This is a genomic window from Gilliamella sp. B3817 (assembly GCF_026536705.1).
GTDB lineage: Bacteria > Pseudomonadota > Gammaproteobacteria > Enterobacterales > Orbaceae > Gilliamella > Gilliamella apicola_I.
Genome location: NZ_JAFNNV010000003.1, coordinates 204,397 through 225,029, shown reverse-complemented (window position 1 = coordinate 225,029; position 20,633 = coordinate 204,397). Strand labels below are relative to the sequence as shown.

Below are 20,633 nucleotides of genomic sequence, written 5' to 3'. Positions count from 1 at the left end.
TTTGTTATTGCATTAATTTACAAGAAATCATCCAATTTAATTTGTGATTGTTTAAAACATGCCAAAATCTCACCCAGACGACTATTTTGTTCCTGACTTATTTCCCGTCCGGCATGATGTCCGACATTTTCTTGTGCAAGCGTAGCAAAAGCTATAAACCAATCAAATATCGCAAATTGAGAATAATTTTTAGTATTATTATCCAATTTTGGCAACTGGTGAGATGATTGCATAACAAACTCATTTAACGGTGATGCAAATATACGCTTGCCATGATTAACACGACTCATTGGAATGTTATCCACCTGACCTTCAATAAAACCTAACCACGCAATATAATCAGATAATTGAGTATGAATTGTACTTATCTGTCTTGATTCAAGATCATCACGTTTACTGCCAGTATTTTCGTTATTTAAGATTTTTTCAGTTAAATTTTGTTCAATCTTCAAACGATTGGCACCTGTAATAAGCTCTTCAACAATAAAAGATAATGATTTTTGGCTTAAACCAAAAAACTGTAAAATATGCTGATCCAGCACGATATTTCTTAAGTGCTCTAACCAAGTTGTAAAAACACTCTTAGCAAATTTAGATTCAGTCGGTAAAGTCACTGCTGGCTTACTGGTTAAATTGCTATTTATGTCCGAAAAAAGGTCAAATTCAGTATTAAAGCCAAAATCATTGGATAAATTGCCGACTAAATTATCATCATTATCTTTAGCTATCTGGTTTTCTACATGGTTGGAATGATACAAAGCTCGAATTGTTTGATCCGGCAATTCTAAAGTTTTGAGTAATTCACCTAATAACAATGCTTTACCCTGCAACTCTTTCACCACATCTGCGATAACGTGTTTTTTCTTACCAAGTTCTTCATCACTACCAGCTTGGTACCACGTATCAAAACGCATATTTGTGATGTAATCAATTTTTTCATTTAATTGCTCAACAATACGTTGTTGTTTTACTTCAGTAATCGCTACTTTTTCTAAATATTGACTAATTCGACCTATACCGCCATCGTTAAGTTTAAGCATGGCATCCCACGCTTCATTTGGTTGAGATACATACTCTTGAACATCAACATTATCGATAAAAGTCTTTTTTAATACGTCCATTTTAGTCTGATAATTCTCATTATGAGACAGTTCTTGGCGTGTAGCAGGATCGACATTTAAAAACGGTACATCAAAACCAGGTTTACGAACCAAATAAACATTGTTGAATTTCTGATTATTTGACCAATTCATTAGCCAATCATAACTTCCAAAACGTTCTAAAATAGTTTGTTGTAATAATCCACCTTTACCCCAACTATTTTTAAGATTATCTTCCGACAAGGTCAACGATGTACATATCCGTTTATCAAACATGGTAATCGCCCATAACAAGCCAACTTCTTTGGTTGCTCGCTTTTCAGGTGTTTCACCTTGTGTTTTACCGATCCACCGTTCAAGCACCGGCCCAACATCATTCACATCAGATTGCTTATCAGAAGGTGTACAAACCACTAATACATTCATCTCTTGGCTATCGGTATACTTTTCAAATAAGTAGGCAACTTTACCCCGTAATAATAGTTGAGAAATGGGATTACCTTCTTTAACATCTGAAATCGAGATTAAATTCAAGCGTCCTCGATATCCCGGAAAATCAAGCAAATCAACTTTTTCAAATGTTGAAACTCGCGTTTTGTTCACTAATGGAAAGATTAATTCCGCTGTTAAAAAAGCCAGTTGCGCCAAAGATAAATCCGTTGGTTCACCGTTAATAGGCGTTATCGTAACCGATGAATCTTTATCGGTATTTAATCGCTCTAAGATGTCTACATTCATAATACTGTCAATTTGCGATTTAGTACCATTTTGCTCTTTAATCAAAACAGTTAACGGCGCATACACAGTTTCAGCATGATGTAAACGGGATAACGTATTAGCAAGCTGAATATAGATTGTTGTTAGCTCTGCAATTCCACCCCATAATACCGCAAACAGCTCGCCTCGTTCAGAAACAGATAGATAAGGAAGTAAATGTACTGCTTTTTCCCAATATCCCCCTTTTAAACCTTCTAAAGCGTTGCCGAAATTTTCAGACAAATAATCGTAAAGTTCAACGATATCATCTTCCGATATACCGCCGACATAACTGGTTTGTTTTTTATTTTCCAACCGTTGGATTAACTTATTTAATTGTGAAAATTCAATTTTATTAGAGACTTTTTGCTGGTCAAAATCTTTAAAAAAAGCATTAATTAATATTTTGACAATTTCTATCTCTCTAAACAATTTTAACTCTAACGGATAGTTGGCAATTCCACCCTTAGCGGTTCGACTAAAACGCGTGACTAAACCTGTCGCTTCTTTACCACTTCCTACCGGATTGACATGATCGATAAAATCTAAAATTTGGTTATCGACAACCGTTTCAAGTTTGCCATTATCCCCTGCGGCAAGTGCCGAAATCAGGTATGATTTTCCCGCTTGAGAAAGTCCAAAAAAACCGACCGCAACCGATTTGGTAGAGACCTCACCTAATCGTTTAGCGCTATTACGCAAACGGCGTAAATCAAGAATTAAATTATCTGCTTCACTATTTAAACGTTTGGATGAATGACGTGTTTGATTAATCCATTCAATTGCTTCTGCTGATGCATGGTAAACGTGTTCCCAAGATTTAGGCAGTTGTTCATTTATGTTATTCATCGTTTTATCATTCCACTATCAAGCCAATATTGGGTACTGATCAAACCGGAGTTAACCATTGTATTTAAACTCAGTTTAACATCTTGGTTTTTATTGCAAGCTCGTCCATCAGATGCTTTTATGTCTTTAATATAAAAATTCTCGACCATTTTTTGCCTATTTTTAATACCTAAGGTCACTTCAAGTACCACGCCTTGAGCACTTAAACGCCGAGCAACATCGCCGTTTTCAATGGTCAAAATATAGATCGGAGAAGCCGGCCAGCGATCAACTTCAAGTTGTTTAAAACCTAGCCTTGTTGTACCTCGTATTTCAAAAGACAGATCAGGAAAATCATAATCAGGATCATCTAAATTTATATCTCGGTAATAGACATTTTCATTTTTAATCATGTTTAAATTATCCAACAATCCAATGTATTTGACTGTTGAATAAAGATCCATATTTGTTGATCTAAAATAGAAGTTAGGTAGCCTTAAATTCTTACTTAAGAAGCAAAGCATAGCGCCTACAGCAGCGGTGGTTTTAGGATCATCAATGCGTTCTTGTTTATGGAATGGATACCATCCGCCCGTATAATAACCATGGAGTGGCAAGATTCGCCCTGCAGGGATAGATAAACGAGATCGAAAATAACTTTGAATACCCGGTAAGCGTGAAGGGCGTCCAGTTAATAACAGCACATCACATTGATAACAACTGATGATTTCGGACAATGCGTCAAACGTTTTACAAATATTGTAATAATCACCACGTATAAACAGGTAATGAATTCGTTTGAGATTAATCTCAATATTCAAATTAAGCACTGAAAAGTCAGGATTATTTAATGCACGCTTGATTGGCTCATTAATAAAATTCAGCACACTATCAGTCATAACATGATGCTCTAATAATTCTTTAAAACTTGCGCTAAATACCTGCTGTTCACTATGTAAAGGATCGTAAAGCTCATACTCTTTCAAGATCCGCAAACCTATCGGCGTAAACAGTTGTAATGTCAGTTGTTGACGTAAAACCGCATCTTGAATAGAAAGTTGTTGTGAACCAATAATCGTTGACAAGATTGGGCTTGGATCAGCAAGTCCTGCCTGCTTTAAGCCGTTGGTTAACGAGGTTAAAACAATATCTTGAATAATATCAAGTAAAATATCATCACCCGCTACTTTAAAACCATCACGAAAACGCTGACTTGGAACAATATAGGCATTACTACTGTTTTGTTGCCCGTTTGCACCATAATCTAAATGGTAATCGTTGATGACTAAATCGGTTGTACCCCCACCGATATCCACCGTCGCAATGGTAACTTTTTGCTTATTGGTTTTGTCAGGTCGAACAATTGAAGCAATAAATTCTTCACTACGTCCGTTAAAATTATTTTGTGTTTCATTGAAAAGATAAACAACTTGACCACAGGTTGCTTCATCCCATTGAATATAAACTTCCGGTATGTTTGGCCAAATATGTTTAAGTTCTTCCGGATGAGTAAAATCAATATTATCATCCGAATTATCCCAACCTAAACTTTTCCAAACAAGTCCAATAGCTTGATACACACAACTTTTAAATATCGCTTGTTCGGGTTTTGGCATAGCGGGCGGAATCGTTAAGATAATTGAACGTAAATTACGTGGCGTTTTAGCATGTTCAAGTTTATTACGTTGCGCAACGCTATTAATCTGCATCAAAGCATGCATCAATACTTCGCATAACATAAACGTCATGAGCGAACTACGTGAATATTTAGGGTGGAATACCGGTATTTTACGATCATATTCTTCTTGAATATTGTTATTAAGAATATGTAGGGCTTCACCATATTCATTAATTAAATTTGAAAAAGGCTCTGCCGTTGCAAAAGGTTCATGATCGCTTTTTACATAATAAGAGTTAAAACGCCAACCTTGTTCGTACTTATCTTGATCCCATAAATAACGTTTTGGACTTGAAAGCCCGGTTGCACCTTCGTTGCCTTCACGGCGACTAGCTAAGCGGCTTGCTTCTTTACCGACACGAACAATACTAGGCCAACGGAAGGTATCTCGTCGACCACTCTGTAGCGAAAAGTGTTCTTTACCAAAAAAGGTTTGTGCAAATTCAACTCGACTTTCAAATGGTTCGTTATAGATATATTCAGGTCTGGTTAGATCGCGTATCTCCAATTCATAGCGATGATTAAGACTGTCTTTATCTTGAACATGATCTTCAATCAAAATGCCACAAGTTCGTGAATTACCCACATCTAAAATCATATCGACAGGAATCGATTTCACAATATCATTTTTATTGTTAGAAACAATTTTAATGGTTGGTAGATTTAATGTTTCACCGAGCAAATTAATGATATTAAGATAGTGCCCATAATAAGCCTTATTATTCATTTCTTGCTGGATATCATCCTTATGCATCTTTAAGCGTTCAGGTTGCTGCGCTAATTCTTCAAACAGATCGATTAACCAACTGGAAATCCATTTGAGTTCTAAAAACCATGACACATGATCAGAGCGGTGCGCCAGACTAAAAATCGCACCTGTCATTACGTCATTTTCAGTTGGAGCAAGATAAGCAACATCATCCAAATTAGCAAAGATTTTAGTGTCAAACGCAAATGTTATACGATGCGTATTACCATCGGGATCTTCACCTTGAGGAATACTGACAATTCTTACTCTGCTCCAGTTATGAGGACCTTTATCAAATCGTTCTGGAGGAATCGACCGTAAAACAGGAATCGGTAACCAAACACCGTCATACAATTTTAGGGATTGATCGACACTAATTTCTTGTGTGGGGGTAACCGCAAAAGTGGGGTTGTCAGGACTAAAAAATTGACCATTTTCGACATCTTCTAGTAATCGAATCAATGCACCACTTTCGGACGGATCAATAAAGCACCCATTCGCTTTATTGCGCCATTGGCTATCTTTCCAATCTATTTTAAGTGCAAAATCAAGAAACTGAATACCACTGTTCATGATAAGAGTCACTTCTTGACCATAATTGCGTAATTCTGGAAGCATATACTACCCTATTGTTTTTTCATCGTTAACGGGAACGATGTACCATTATTATAATTTCCCTTACAATCAGTTTGATTGTTACTGTTTGTTGAGCACTCTATTTTCGGTAATTGATATTTTGTATTATCGCTACAAAGCGCTTCAGTATTACTCTTTATACTTAAATTTGAGTTTTGAAAACCACTACCAACTTTACCGACACATTTCACACCATCACTACGTATTACCGTAACTTCACCATTTCCTTGATCAAAACTGTAGTTTAAACGTAATGGTTTACCCGTTGATTTATCTTGGATTCCACCACCTACTGTCCATTGTCCATTAAGAAAATCCATAGAACCTTGCTTAATTGCATCTGGTGGTACACTTAAATTTTGGGATTGTGTAGCGTTATTGGTATCCATAGCTGCTGTGTTTTGATTCTGGTTTTCATTCTGATTAGTGTTATCAACATCAGAAGTCGTACCTGCATTATCAGGCGTTATGTCATGAATTGGCGGATTATCATCACCTGCACCATGACTATCGACAGGTAATGTGGTAGGCGTGTTGAGCGTATCAGTCACATCAATGTTACCTTCTGTAACAGTTGTACCAATTACGTCATTACGATTGTCAGTATTCAACACCGAATCATGATTTATGTTAGTACCCACCGGTCTATGAATAACATTCACATCACGGATAGGATTCTCACCTTTTTTATCTTCTGGTTTTTTGTCCCGATCAGTCTCAACCGGTACATTCACCGCATTATCGACTGACAATGGCGGTGTAATTGATGATTCAGGGTGATAAAAGCACCCTCGTAATAAAAACAGTAGTAATAATAACAATAATAGTGGCAACAGCATTAATAACCACACCCACCAACGTTTCCACCAAGGACGTTTAGACGTTATCGGGGGGTCAATTTGTTCAGTAACATAAGGTGCTGTGCTTTCTGATTGTTCTAAACATTTGAAAGGTGATTGGGTTAGTTGAGTTTGTGGATTAATAAATCCCCAAAAAGTAATAACAGGCTTGCCATTAACGATATAAATATATTCATTGCTTGGAAACCTAATCGCCATAAGATTTGGTTCTTGGCTGTCCTCACGGTGATTAGGATCATAAATTAGGCGACTAAATAGCAATTGATCGCCTTCAAGGTTTGGATTATTAGCTAATTGTTTGCCTAGCTCAACTACCTTTTGTTCAAATACTGCCAACAATTGAAGCGCTGATTGTTGTTCTGATTCGCTGGCAGATGACCAAGGCACAATATCATATTGAGCCGAATCAAAAGGAATATACCAATCAACCCTATTTCCTTGATCATTACGTTGTGGAATGGCTAAATAGTCGGCATATTGTTTACCTATTTTTACTCTGAACATTTCACGAATTTGGGTTGCCACTAAGTAAGCAGCTTTACCGTCATGCCCAAGCATTTTAAAATCTTTAATATCACCAGTTCTAAGTAGTGTATTTGCCATACTGACCTTTCCATTCCATTATCATATGATATTTTTGTAATCTTTTAATTCTAACAGAAAAAACCAGCTGTTGTAATTGGTATCTATAGGATAAGTTAAGATTTTTTTACTTTATTTTTTACATACTGCAAAATTACCTTACCATAATCGTCATTTTAAAAACATATCATCAGTCAATACTCGTAATGGTTGCATATCACTATCTCCCCGAATGACTAAGGATGGATCAGAACGTAAACACGTTCCCCCATAATGTCCGCCGACAGTGAAAGTACAGATTTGCAAATAACGATCATCGACTTTCGGTAAACACCACAATTCTTGATAGATGTTTTCTTGTTTAGCAAATTTACCGACAGTTTTCCCCAAAATGGTTTCTTTGCTGCTGACTAATTGAATATCACTCCCACGACGCCCTGCAATCGGCTTAACGGCATACCCCTTTTTCTCTAAACTTGTATTAAGTTCGAATGTAGACTCTAATAAATAACGATGATTAGGAAATAAAGACCACAGCACCGGTAAAATCGCTTTATTGCTTGGAATAACTGTCCATAAAGGTTCAAATACAGTGACTTCGGGACGTAAAAGAACGTCTATCAACCTTACCGCATTTTCTGGATGCCAAGTCCGGATTGGTAATCCGGCTATTTGGGCTTCACTTTCTTGACGAAGTTGTTCTAATACGGTTTCCCATGCCCATGTTTTCCAGACACAGGTTACTTGACGATCTTCATCATCAACTAACCGACCGCGTTTATCCCATTTTAAGCCGCTCAAACCTCGTAAAATTTTGCTCTTAAATCCTGCTTGTGTTAGGGCTTTTTGCATAAATAAAGCATGATAATTTTCTTCATTATCATTATCTTGCATAATATGGATAAAAGCTTGTGCATCGCTATGCTTCCAACAACTCGCTAATGCGTTAAGCAACCCAGCACTAGGGTTTACGCCAACATTTAGCCCAGCTTGTATTGCCCAATTTTGTAGTATCTGTCCAGCTTCAGTATGACACGATGCCGAATCAGCATTATATTCATAAACTTTAAAGCCTCGTTCATCCATGCAAAAGTCTAGCCGACCGGTTATCATTTGATAACGTCGTTGTTGCCATGACAGACGTAAGCGAGGCCATAAAATTTCTGGGATATTAAAATTCATCAGCAAGTTATCATCTTTTAGTACTCTATCGGTTGCATGTAAATACATAAGATGTAACTCATTGGTCGCTCGAATAAGTTCTTGCTCGGCACTTTCAGAAATAGTGAAATATCGGTAGTGATCATCATGACTAATTGCATGCCCTGCCGCTTGGATATAAGCATTTTCTAAACTATCTTGCTCATTAAGCCAGTTAATATCAAATTGACCTTGATTTTCAATATGTTGACTATGAATAGCCAGTAAAGGCGCCGGTACGGTTGGTTGTGGTAGACTATATTGTGTATTTTCGGTTTGAATCATCCAACCTAATATGGTGGTATCGTCAAACGTATCATGTAACAAATAACCATTGTCGGTGACCGTCATCCTTAATTCACGAGTCCAATGTTGACCAATTGGTAATCGGGTATGAATAACATTTTGTTCAGCTATCCGAACTTTATCTTCAAAGACTTCGGTAATAATAGCAACATGGCCAGTTCTATCGAAAACACCACCATCATCCCAAATAAGTAATGCGCCAGCTTCGGGTTTTTTCTTACCACCATTAGCAAAAGCTTGTAAAGGCAATATCGCTTCATTGATAACTTGTCTTAAGACACGAAGTGAAAAAATTTCATGAGCCATGCCGACATCAGTAAACACAATACCATAATTAAGAAATAAAAAACGCCTTGCAAATTCAACGCATTGCCATTTATATCCCATATATTCATGCCCGGAATAACTTCGAAAAGAGGCATCATCAGGGTATTGAGTTGGGTCTAATGTCTCATAATCAGAAGAGTAAATGGCAACGCCACCTGGGGCATAACCTAACAATGTACCAAAAGGTTCTCTATCATCGGAGTGTGCTAACATATTTTTCAACCTTTTTTATAATTTATAGGATAATGCTAACTAAGCTGTGATAAAATTAATCTATCATAGATCAATTTGAATACTTTAAGAAGCGAAGTTTATGCTTGATCACTTGAAGAACATCAAAGCGCCTATATATGACTGTTATTCCTGGTAGTAATACCCCAAACATACCGATTACGTGAGAAACATAAAATTATGCAACAGAAAACAAATTTAAAAGAATTATTAGATTTTCCTTGTTCTTTTACTTATAAAGTCATGGGAGAAGCTAAACCAGAACTGGTTGATAAAGTCGTGTCCGTTATCCAACGTCACGCACCGGGTGATTACAGTCCGTCAATCAAACCTAGCAGTAAAGGGAATTATCATTCTGTGTCGATTACTATCAATGCAACACACATTGATCAGATTGAAAATTTATATAAAGAATTAGGTGAAATAGATATTGTAAGAATGGTTTTATAACACTTTACTTTTTCATCAATTTTTGTACAAAATAGAGCCTTGTTATTCCGACGAGGCTCAATCATGAAACCAGAAACCATTGCACTTCACACAGGTTATACCCCTGAACCCACTACTCATGCTGTTGCTGTTCCCATTTATCAAACAACCTCTTATGCTTTTGATGATACACAACATGGCGCAGATTTATTTGATTTAAAAGTCGCTGGCAATATTTATACCCGTATAACTAACCCAACTAACGCCGTACTCGAAGCTCGAGTCGCTGCGCTTGAAGGTGGTATTGGTGCTTTAGCTGTTGCATCGGGCATGGCGGCTATCACTTATGCTATTCAAGCAATTACCTTTTCTGGCGAAAATATTGTTTCTGTTTCGCAATTATATGGCGGAACTTATAATTTATTTGCCCATACCTTACCTAATTTTGGTATTATAACCAAGTTTGCTCCTCATAACGATTTAGTGGCTATAGAACAGCAAATTGATGAAAAAACCAAGGCCATATATTGCGAAAGTATTGGCAATCCTGCAGGTAATATTGTTGATTTAAGACAACTTGCCGACATCGCACATCGACATGGTATTCCGTTAATTGTCGACAATACCGTTGCCAGTCCTGCACTTTGCCGACCATTTGAATTTGGTGCCGATATTGTCGTGCATTCATTAACTAAATATATTGGTGGACATGGTAATAGTCTTGGAGGAATCATCGTTGATTCAGGACGGTTTCCATGGAAAAAATATGCGGATAGATATCCAATGCTTAATCAACCAGATCCATCTTATCATGATGTCTCTTATACGGATACCTTTGGTGATGCGGCTTACATTGCACGTTGTCGAGTAATCCCTTTACGCAATATGGGCGCTGCACTATCGCCATTTAATACTTTTTTGATACTACAAGGGCTTGAAACCCTTTCTTTGCGCATGGAACGCCACTGTCAAAATGCACTCAACGTTGCAAATTATCTAATCTCACACCCACAAGTTGAATGGGTTAACTATGCTGGTCTTAGCAATCATCCTGAACATGATTTAGCGGTAAAACAGATGGATAATCATTTACCTGCTGGCATTTTATCGTTTGGTATTAAAGGTGGAAAATCTGCAGGTGCTAAATTTATTGATGCACTAAAATTAATTATTCGTCTGGTCAATATAGGCGATACACGCTCATTAGCTTGTCACCCTGCATCAACTACGCATAGGCAACTTAATAATGAAGAACTGAAAAAGGCAGGAGTAAGTCAAGAAATGATTCGTTTGTCTATTGGGATAGAACATATTGATGATATTATTTCTGATTTAGCACAGGCATTAAAAGCGACACTATAATCAAATTCAAAAAGCCAGATAACAAATGTATAACTGGCTTTTTAGCAATCGATTAATTAATCTAAGATTTTAACAAGTTCGTTTGTCACATCAGATACAGATTGGGTACCATCAATGCGGTAGTATTTTGCACGACCTTCTTTCGCTTCATGTTGATAGTAATCAATTAAAGGTTTAGTTAATTGATGATATTCAACAAGGCGTTTACGGACAATCTCTTCATGATCATCTTTGCGAGTTGTTAAAGGTTCACCCGTAATATCGTCAACATTTTCTACTTTAGGTGGATTATGACGGACATGATAAACTCGACCTGATGGCGCATGAATTCGGCGTCCACTCATTCGATCAATAATAACAGAATCAGGCACATCAAATTCAAGTATATAGTCAACATTAATACCTGCTGATTTCATAGCATCAGCTTGGGGTACAGTTCGAGGGAATCCGTCTAATAAAAACCCATTTGCACAATCATCTTGTGCAATACGTTCTTTCACTAATGCAATCACAAGTTCATCGGTAACAAGTTTACCGGCATCCATTAATTCTTTAGCCTGTTGACCAAGTGGCGTACCAGCTTTCACTGCTGCACGTAACATATCGCCGGTTGAAATTTGAGGAATACCATATTTTTTCATAATGAATTGTGCTTGAGTTCCTTTTCCCGCACCTGGTGCACCTAATAAAATAATACGCATGAAATAACCTCTTATGGTTTTTATATAGATAGATTTTCTATTCTGGTAAATATTGAAATATCACTTTACTGCTGGAGATTAATCCATCAGTTTGACAAATATAATTTATGGCACCACAGCCTTTGATCATTTGAGCAGGTTGATGACAAGTGGGGCATATATAGTGTTCGACAAAATGTTGTTTACAGTGAGCACAAACGTAATGCTGGGCAGACATAACATCCATTTTATGATGACATTTAGGGCACAAGCCTTCTTGACTTTGCCCTGCTATATTTTTTTTTGACATAAACTATTTACGACCTCTAACGTGTTTCATCAATCGACGTCGTTTACGTTGTTGTGATGCCGTTAAACTATTTTTTCGACCTTCAAAAGGATTCGCCCCTTCTTTAAATTGAATTCGAATCGGCGTTCCCATAATTTTTAATGAGCGTCTAAAATAGTTCATTAAATATCGTTTATAAGAATCGGGAAGATCTTCAACTTGATTTCCGTGAACAACCACAATAGGTGGATTGTAGCCTCCGGCATGGGCATATTTGAGTTTTACTCGACGTCCACGAACGAGAGGTGGTTGGTGATCGTCTTGTGCCATTTGCATAATTTTGGTTAATAATGCAGTATTTACCCGACGGGTTGCACATTCATAAGCTTCTTGAATTGAATCGAATAAATTACCCACACCACTACCATGTAAAGCCGAAATAAAATGCAAACGGGCAAAATCAATAAAATCAAGTCGGTCATCTAGTGTTGCTTTAACTTGCTCTTTGATGTCTTGTGATAACCCATCCCATTTATTGACGGCAATAACAAGTGAACGCCCACTATTGATGATAAAGCCGAGTAATGATAAATCCTGATCTGAGATACCTTCTCTGGCATCAATCACCAATATGACAACATTTGCATCTTCAATCGCTTGTAATGTTTTAATCACTGAAAACTTTTCGACGGTTTGCGTTACCTTACCACGTTTACGCACCCCTGCTGTATCAATTAAAACATATTCTCGTTCGTCACGAGTCATTGGGATATAGATACTATCTCGAGTTGTACCTGGCATATCATAGACCACAACCCGTTCTTCACCTAAAATTCGGTTGGTTAGTGTTGACTTACCTACATTCGGACGCCCGACAATAGCCACTTTAATCGGTTGATTAATCAGTGATTCAACATCATCTTCGTCAACATCGTCATAAGATTCTGATAAATCTGGTGGCAATTGGTCTTCATTAGAGTCATCTTCATCGTGATCTTTAAATTGGAAAATAGGTTCCAACGCCGTTTCAATCAAAGAACTGACACCACGCCCATGACTTGCCGCTATGGGGTGGATATCGCCTAAACCTAATGAGTAAAAATCTGAGATAGCCGTATCAGCATCAATACCATCAATTTTATTGGCAACTAAAAAAGTGGCCTTTTGACGAGAACGCAAGTGTTTAGCTATCGCATGATCTGCCGGCATAGCACCCGCTCTTGCATCGACTAAAAACAGAACAATATCGGCTTCTTCGATAGCTTGTAAGGATTGGTCAGCCATAAAGCTTTCAACCCCTTCTTCGGTGCCATCAATACCACCCGTATCAATTACTATGTATTCATGGCCCTTGATTTCAGCTCGTCCATACTTACGATCACGGGTTAATCCAGGAAAATCTGCGACTAACGCATCACGTGTTCTTGTTAACCGATTAAATAAAGTTGATTTTCCAACATTTGGACGACCAACTAGTGCTACAACAGGTACCATGTTTATTCTCTAATTACTTAAATTTTTTGTGAAAGCGTAAATATCACCATTTTTGACTTGAACAATCAGTTTATTGTCAACCACCAATGGTTTAGCGATTATTCCGCTACTACTTACTTCTATTTTATTTACAAGTTCACCTGTTTCAGCATTTAACCAATACAGGTAACCTTCAAAATCACCAAATACGACATAATCTTGATAAATGACTGGATCAGTCAATTGGCGGTGTGTAAAACTTGATTGCGTCCAAAGTACGCCACCTTCCGTTTTTGATAATGATTGAATATTATCATCTTGATCTACTACGTATAATCGATTTTTATCAACCGCAAAACTGTGTGTTGAACCTATTTTTTTACGCCATATGACTTCACCATTACTTAAATCCAGTGCAGCAACATAACCATTAAATCCAACAGAATAGACAGTATTTCCTTCAACTACAGGGGTTGAATCAACATCATTTAATTTTGCAATTTCTGTTGAACCAGTCGGTTGTGAAATACGTTGTTGCCAAATTAATTGACCATCATTAATGTAGTAAGCATTTACTCGACCATTATCATCACCAAAGATAGCTGCACCATGGGCAATGACTGGTGTTGAGTTACCTCTTAATGATAATGCCGGAACTTCAAAAGTCACTTCCCAAAGTTCGTCACCAGTTTCACGATTAAGCCCTTGTAATATACCATTAGCGGTATGAACCACTAATTTATCATCAGACGATACAGGGCGAGCAAGGACTTCTCCTTTAACTGATTTTTCCCAGACGACTTTTCCGTTTTGACGATCTAAAGCATAAACAACAGCACGTTCACTGCCAACATAAACATAATTTTCATCGGCACTTACACCACCAGAAAAGAGCGCTGTTTTACTACTGAAAAGTGTACTTTTAGATAAATCGACATTCCACAATGTATTACCCGTCGTTAAATCAACTGCTTTTACCTCTCCACTTCGGCTCGCTGCATAAATAACATTATCATAACTAGCAGGACCTAATAATGAATAAATACGAGTATTTCCTGCAGTACTGTTACGCCATAATTGGTGAATAGTAAATTGGTTACTGACTATAGGAGAAGGTGAAACTTGAATAACTTCTTCTTCTCCTCCAAATATCGAGCATCCAGCAAGTGAAAACATAAAAACACTGGTTAAAAAACATTTAGATAACTTCATTGTATAGACCCTTATAGCAGGATAAATTAATTTTTATTTTCTTCCGTTTCAGTCTTTGACTGATCCTCTTGCTCTGCTTTTTCTTCAGCAGTTTGTTTATCTTGTTCAACTGTTTGTTTAGCTTGTAAATATTCAGCTTGATTTAGTTTAATTTTAATATTTGGCTCTGAACTTATCATTGCCGCTGATTTTAGCGCAATTTTATAAGCATCTATCGCCTCAGCATAACGAGACATTTTGGTTAATATATCGCCCCGTATTTCGTTAATCACTGGTTCCCAAGCTTCATTGTTAACTTTATCTAACGTTGCTAAACTTTCTTGGTATTGGTTTTGTTGATACTGCACACGTGCAATACGAATATTAATAACGGATTTTACCGGTTCCGCTTTTGTTTTAGATAAAGCATCAGTCAATAATGCTTGAGCACCTGCATAATCTTTTGTTACTTCGATATAAAATTTAGCCGCAAAAAGATCAGCAAAAACGTTATAAACGCTATCACCCTCTTTTGCAAAAGCAACTAAATCATTTACGGATTCCGGTTTTGTCTGATCTAACTGTTTTACAAGTTGCTCATAACGATCTGACATTTGTTCCAATTTTTTAACTTGATTTGATTGATAGTAATTCCAACCATAATAAGCCAATAATCCGATGACAATAACGGCAACAATAATTTTCCACGTTTTCGCAAGAAACTCTTTTAAAGCCCACATTTGTTCTTCACTTGACGATTGATAACTCACGCTTATCTCCTATTTCCTTTAGATTTATATCATTGCCAAACAAATTTGAACAATATCGCTTTGCGCGACTTCAGTTTGTTCACCTGTTTGTAAATTTTTGATAGTTACCGTTTGGTTCGCTAACTCGTTTTCACCAACAATAACCGCTATTTTAGCACCTAATTTATCTGCTTTGGCAAATTGTTTCTTAAAATTAGACGTTCCATAATTAGTCACAATTCGTTTATCAGGTAAACCGTCACGTAATAATTCAGCAACACATTGTGCTACTGAAATCGTGTTTTCATCTCCCGAGGAGATCATATAAATATCAATCGAATTATCTCGATTTAATGAAGGATTGACAGCTTGAACAAGTAAAACTAATCGTTCAAGTCCCATAGCAAAACCAACAGCTGGCGTTGATTGACCACCTAACTGGCTCACTAATCCATCATAACGCCCCCCACCACAAACAGTACCTTGAGCACCTAAGCTACTTGTTACCCATTCAAATACTGTACGATTGTAATAGTCTAATCCTCTTACTAATCTTTGATTAATATTGTATTTTATTCCTGCTTTATCCAGTAAACGACACAGGCCTTCAAAATGTTCTTTCGATTCCGCATCCAAATAATCAAATAGTTTTGGCGCTTGATTAAGTAATTCTTGTACGACTGGATTTTTCGAATCGAGTACACGTAATGGATTAGTATACATTCTACGTAAGCAGTCTTCATCCAATTTATCTTTATGTTGTTCAAGAAAATCAACGAGTGCTTGACGATAGTTCGCTCTAACTTCAAGTGAGCCAATTGAATTTAATTCTAACGAAGTGTGATCCTGTATACCCAGTGCTTTCCAGAATCTTGCGGTTAATAAAATCAGTTCAGCATCAATATTAGGTCCTTCAAGCCCAAAAACTTCAACCCCAAATTGATGAAATTGGCGATAGCGACCTTTTTGCGGTTTTTCGTAACGAAATGCAGGCCCTAAATACCATAGACGTTGTTCTTGATTATAAAAAAGCCCATGCTCAATGCCCGCACGAACACAACCCGCAGTAATTTCGGGACGTAAAGTGATACTTTCATCATTACGGTCATTAAAAGTATACATCTCTTTTTCGACAATATCCGTCACTTCACCGACGGCTCTTTTAAATAGCGCAGTATCTTCAACAATGGGGGTTCTTATCTCATTATAGCCATAGCTATTTAGAACACCTTTAACAATTTTTTCAATTTGTTGCCAACTCGCACTATCTGTTGGGAGTAAGTCATTCATTCCCCGTATAGATTGGATTTTTTTCTCTGTCATTTATGTATTCGCTATCTAATAAAATTATAGTTCAGTTGCTGCAATTCTGTTTTTTAGTATTGATGCTTTAGCTCGAATTTTTGCTTCCAGTTCATCGATCATCTGTTCGTTATCAATACGACCAATACGTACACCATCTTCATAAAAGCCACTTTTATTATGACCGCCAGCAACACCCATCGTTGAAGCCAAAGCTTCACCTGGCCCATTAACAACACAACCAATAATCGATACATCCATTGGTGTAATGATATCTTCTAAACGTTGTTCTAACGTATTGACTGTATTAATGACATCAAACTCTTGTCTTGAACAGGTCGGACAAGCAATAAAGTTGATACCACGAGATCGAATTCTCAATGATTTTAATATATCAAAACCGACTTTAACTTCTTCAGTAGGATCAGCGGCTAAAGAGACACGCAATGTATCACCAATACCTTCAGATAATAACAAACCTAAACCTATTGCCGACTTAATTGCACCACTGCGAACACCACCAGCTTCAGTGATCCCCAAATGTAGGGGTTGTTTTATCTGTTTAGCTAAAAGTCGATAGGCATCCACCGCTGTAAATACATCTGACGCTTTCACACTCACTTTAAATTGGTCGAAATTAAGCCTATCCAAAATATCAACATGACGCATCGCTGATTCTACAATTGCTTGTGGCGTAGGTTCGCCATATTTTTCTTGAATATCTTTTTCAAGTGATCCGGAATTAACCCCAATTCTTATTGGAATATTTTTATCTTTAGCACAATCAACAACTGCTCGAATTCTTGATTCATTACCGATATTTCCCGGATTAATTCTTAAACAATCCACGCCATATTCTGCTACTTTCAAAGCAATACGATAATCAAAGTGAATATCTGCAATAAGTGGCACTTTCGCTTGTTGTTTAATCAATTTAAACGCTTCTGCCGCATCCATTGTTGGAATCGACACACGTACAATATCGACACCTACTCGTTCAAGTGCTTGAATCTGAGCAACTGTTTTTTCAACATCCGTCGTACGGGTATTCGTCATGGATTGAACGGCAATGGGCGCACCACCTCCAATAGGTACACTGCCGACATAAATTCGGGTAGATTCTCGTCTGATTATCGGTGAATCCTGATGACTCATAACACGCCTAATGATATAACAAAATAACTAGCTTGTGATCTTAACAAGATTTGCATCAAATGTCTGTATACGAGTAAGAAAATTTGCTAACTGTTAACGTGATTCGATGATGATGGCGAAATGTAATGACTCACTTCTACATAATTATTTTTACTTTCTTTATTAAAATAATAAATAGTTACACCAACTATACAAATCACTACAAATAAGCTAAAAAATAAAATCCGCTTTCCTCTTTTTCTAGGTTCAAGGGCTGGAATGAGTTGCTTTATTTTTGTTTCGGATGCATTTTGCTTTGACATTTTTTCTAGATAAGGTTGATACTCGTCCTCGGATAAACCTACAATTTCAGCGTAAGAACGAATATAACCTTTAACAAAGACAAGAGGGGCATGAACTCGCTGATCATTTTCAATTTCTTCGACCACTGCCTTTCGAACATGGATCTTATTGGCAATATCTTCTTGAGTTAATCCCATATTATTACGTAAATTGGAAAGCATCTTACCCAAAGAAATATTGTCTTCCATCATCCCCTCATTTTTGTTAAGAATTAAAAATAAATTAAATTGGATCCATTTTTACATATTTTTAAAATTAATCAATTCTTTTCGCATTAAACCATTGTGAAGGTTTTGCAATTTCATCTTGAGCGGCAACTAATTGAAGCTCATATTCATTGAGTTTTAAGGTTTCAAGCATAACAGCATAAACCGCAGAAGTGGTATGTTCTAACGCCTCAACCAGCGATTTACCAAGCAAAATATTCGCTAAAAACAATCCACTCGTCATATCGCCTACACCAACAGGCTGTCTCACGCCAAAGTCAACTAAAGGGCGCTCAATGTGCCATGCTTCATGTTCTGTAACGAGTAACATTTCAAAACGATCTTTACGATACCCCGCACGACTTAAATGTTTAACTAAAATCGCTTTAGGCCCTTTTTTACAAAGTGCTTTACATGCAAATACCGCTTCTTCAACGTTATTAATTGGCTGTTTTCCATTTAACTCTTCTAGCTCCAAAATATTAGGCGCCATCATATCTGCTATCGGTAATGCAGTATTACACAAAAATTCAGATACGCCTGGCGCAACAAAACAACCTTTTTCAGGATGCCCCATAACAGGATCACAAAGATAAATTGCATTAGGATTTACAGCTTTTACTTTCTTTACTATTTCGGTTATAGCACTACCTTGTTCAGGGGATCCCATATAACCACTTAATAGTGCGTCACATCGTTTAAGTTCACCGATGGCATTAATGCCATCGGCGATATCAGTTAAATGCGATGCTGGCATTACCGTGCCTGTCCATTGACGATATTGCGTATGATTTGAAAATTGCACAGTATTTAAAGGCCATACATTTACTCCCACACGACGCATAGGGAATACAGCAGCACTATTACCTGCATGACCAAATACAACATGTGACTGAATAGATAGTATATTTTTCATAAATTAACTCCAAATTAGTAAGCAGTAATATTTCTTACCTCGACGAAGTAATGTATAACGTCCAAAAAGCTTATCTTCTTGTGAAAAATGATAATCTGTTGTCGCGTTACGTTCACCATTAACTGAAATCGCATTAGATTCAATCATTGTTCTGGCTTGGCCTCTTGACGGTGCAAACTGTGCATTAACGATCGCTTGTTGCAAATCAATATCGCCCTCAACCGTAATCGTTGGCATACCGTCTTGCGCCAATTGTTCAAAATCGGCTTGAGATAGATCGGCTAATTTTCCTGAGAATAAACTTTCAGTGATCCGTTTGGCTGCCATTAAGCCTTCTTCACCATGGACTAAGCGTGTGACCTCTTCAGCAAGAACATATTGTGCTCTTGGTGCCACACCGCTATTTTTATCTTCTTCTTCAAGTGCATCAATTTCATTTAATGACATGAAAGTAAAGAATTTTAAGAAACGATAAACATCAGCATCAGCGGTATTAATCCAGAATTGATAGAATTTATATGGACTGGTCTTTTTAGGGTCAAGCCAAACCGCACCGCTTTCCGTTTTACCGAATTTTGTACCGTCAGATTTGGTAATTAAAGGAACCGTTAAACCATAAACTTGTTTTTGATGTAATCGACGAGTTAAATCAATACCGGCAGTAATATTACCCCATTGATCTGATCCCCCAATTTGTAACACCACATTATGATCTTTATTTAAACAAGCAAAATCATAAGATTGTAATAAACTGTAAGAAAACTCAGTAAATGAAATCCCAGCTTCATCACGATCAATACGTTGTTTGACTGATTCTTTGTTAATCATGGCGTTAACTGAAAAATATTTACCAATGTCACGTAAAAAAGTTAATACATTCATGCCACCAAACCAATCATAGTTATTAGCGACAATCGCTGCATTTGTACCACAATTAAAATCTAAGAATGGAGAAACTTGTTGTTTAATTTTTTCGCTCCACTCAACAACAGTCTCTTGAGTATTTAATTTACGTTCAACGGCTTTAAAACTCGGGTCACCAATTAAACCTGTTGCGCCGCCAACAAGCGCAATCGGTTTATGACCGGCTAACTGAAAGCGTTTTAAACAAAGTAATGGTACCAAATGACCTAGATGCAAACTATCAGCCGTGGGATCAAAACCACAATAAAGCGCTATGGGATTTTGTTCAATTAGTTCCATGAGTGCTTTTTCATCTGTCAGTTGAGCAATCAATCCTCGCTCTTGCAGTTGTTTGATCACATTTTTTGTCATGTTATTTTACCT

At 37.1% G+C, this 20,633-nt stretch carries 16 protein-coding genes; 2 read left to right on the top strand and 14 right to left on the bottom strand.

All coding sequences use genetic code 11. The features are described from left to right. Positions 1–17: 17 nt before the first annotated feature. From J3U36_RS06035 to gss, 4 genes are all read right to left on the bottom strand, one after another. The gene (locus J3U36_RS06035; protein WP_267379770.1) at positions 18–2,705 is read right to left on the bottom strand and encodes a putative virulence factor; all 2,688 of its coding nucleotides are present in this window, start codon (positions 2,703–2,705) and stop codon (positions 18–20) included. Continuing rightward, positions 2,702–5,728 carry a virulence factor SrfB gene (locus J3U36_RS06030; protein ID WP_267379767.1) on the bottom strand — a complete coding sequence of 1,009 codons (3,027 nt, stop codon included), beginning with the start codon at positions 5,726–5,728 and terminating at the stop codon, positions 2,702–2,704. The genes J3U36_RS06035 and J3U36_RS06030 overlap by 4 nt, the downstream gene beginning before the upstream one ends. Positions 5,729–5,736: 8 nt before the next feature. Next, entirely contained in the window at positions 5,737–7,209 is a 1,473-nt protein-coding gene (locus J3U36_RS06025; protein WP_267379764.1) for an SrfA family protein, read from the bottom strand. 150 nt (positions 7,210–7,359) lie between these two features. After that, positions 7,360–9,234 (bottom strand): bifunctional glutathionylspermidine amidase/synthase, encoded by a 1,875-nt coding sequence (gene gss, locus J3U36_RS06020; protein ID WP_267358845.1) that lies wholly within the window; start codon positions 9,232–9,234, stop codon positions 7,360–7,362. 198 nt (positions 9,235–9,432) lie between these two features. On the opposite strand from gss, the gene ybeD reads away from it, so the two are divergent. Both ybeD and J3U36_RS06010 read left to right on the top strand, forming a co-directional pair. Next, positions 9,433–9,702, top strand: coding sequence for a DUF493 family protein YbeD (gene ybeD / locus J3U36_RS06015; protein ID WP_065558632.1), 270 nt, complete (start codon positions 9,433–9,435; stop codon positions 9,700–9,702). Between the two features lie 63 nt (positions 9,703–9,765). Then, positions 9,766–11,043 (top strand): bifunctional O-acetylhomoserine aminocarboxypropyltransferase/cysteine synthase, encoded by a 1,278-nt coding sequence (locus J3U36_RS06010; protein WP_267379759.1) that lies wholly within the window; start codon positions 9,766–9,768, stop codon positions 11,041–11,043. Between the two features lie 56 nt (positions 11,044–11,099). Here J3U36_RS06010 and adk read toward each other — a convergent pair whose 3' ends face one another. The 10 genes from adk to tyrS form a co-directional block, all read right to left on the bottom strand. Continuing rightward, complete coding sequence (adk, locus tag J3U36_RS06005; RefSeq protein WP_220216391.1) at positions 11,100–11,744, bottom strand: adenylate kinase; 645 nt, start codon at positions 11,742–11,744, stop codon at positions 11,100–11,102. A 37-nt stretch (positions 11,745–11,781) separates the two neighbouring features. Then, on the bottom strand, positions 11,782–12,033 hold the full coding sequence (locus J3U36_RS06000; protein WP_081299075.1) for a zinc-ribbon domain-containing protein: 252 nt from the start codon (positions 12,031–12,033) through the stop codon (positions 11,782–11,784). A gap of 3 nt (positions 12,034–12,036) precedes the next feature. Further along, positions 12,037–13,506, bottom strand: coding sequence for a ribosome biogenesis GTPase Der (der, locus tag J3U36_RS05995; RefSeq protein ID WP_267379755.1), 1,470 nt, complete (start codon positions 13,504–13,506; stop codon positions 12,037–12,039). Positions 13,507–13,515: 9 nt separating this feature from the next. Continuing rightward, the gene (gene bamB / locus J3U36_RS05990; RefSeq protein ID WP_267379753.1) at positions 13,516–14,697 is read right to left on the bottom strand and encodes an outer membrane protein assembly factor BamB; all 1,182 of its coding nucleotides are present in this window, start codon (positions 14,695–14,697) and stop codon (positions 13,516–13,518) included. A gap of 26 nt (positions 14,698–14,723) precedes the next feature. Next, positions 14,724–15,446, bottom strand: a complete 723-nt coding sequence (locus J3U36_RS05985; protein ID WP_267379751.1) for a YfgM family protein — start codon at positions 15,444–15,446, stop codon at positions 14,724–14,726. Positions 15,447–15,470: 24 nt separating this feature from the next. Next, complete coding sequence (gene hisS / locus J3U36_RS05980) at positions 15,471–16,748, bottom strand: histidine--tRNA ligase (RefSeq protein WP_267379749.1); 1,278 nt, start codon at positions 16,746–16,748, stop codon at positions 15,471–15,473. Positions 16,749–16,772: 24 nt separating this feature from the next. After that, entirely contained in the window at positions 16,773–17,882 is a 1,110-nt protein-coding gene (ispG, locus tag J3U36_RS05975; protein WP_267350370.1) for a flavodoxin-dependent (E)-4-hydroxy-3-methylbut-2-enyl-diphosphate synthase, read from the bottom strand. Positions 17,883–17,968: 86 nt separating this feature from the next. Further along, entirely contained in the window at positions 17,969–18,412 is a 444-nt protein-coding gene (locus J3U36_RS05970; protein WP_267379746.1) for a helix-turn-helix domain-containing protein, read from the bottom strand. 67 nt (positions 18,413–18,479) lie between these two features. After that, complete coding sequence (gene pdxY, locus J3U36_RS05965) at positions 18,480–19,346, bottom strand: pyridoxal kinase PdxY (protein ID WP_267379743.1); 867 nt, start codon at positions 19,344–19,346, stop codon at positions 18,480–18,482. Positions 19,347–19,349: 3 nt separating this feature from the next. Then, the gene (gene tyrS, locus J3U36_RS05960; protein WP_267379740.1) at positions 19,350–20,621 is read right to left on the bottom strand and encodes a tyrosine--tRNA ligase; all 1,272 of its coding nucleotides are present in this window, start codon (positions 20,619–20,621) and stop codon (positions 19,350–19,352) included. Positions 20,622–20,633 lie beyond the last annotated feature (12 nt).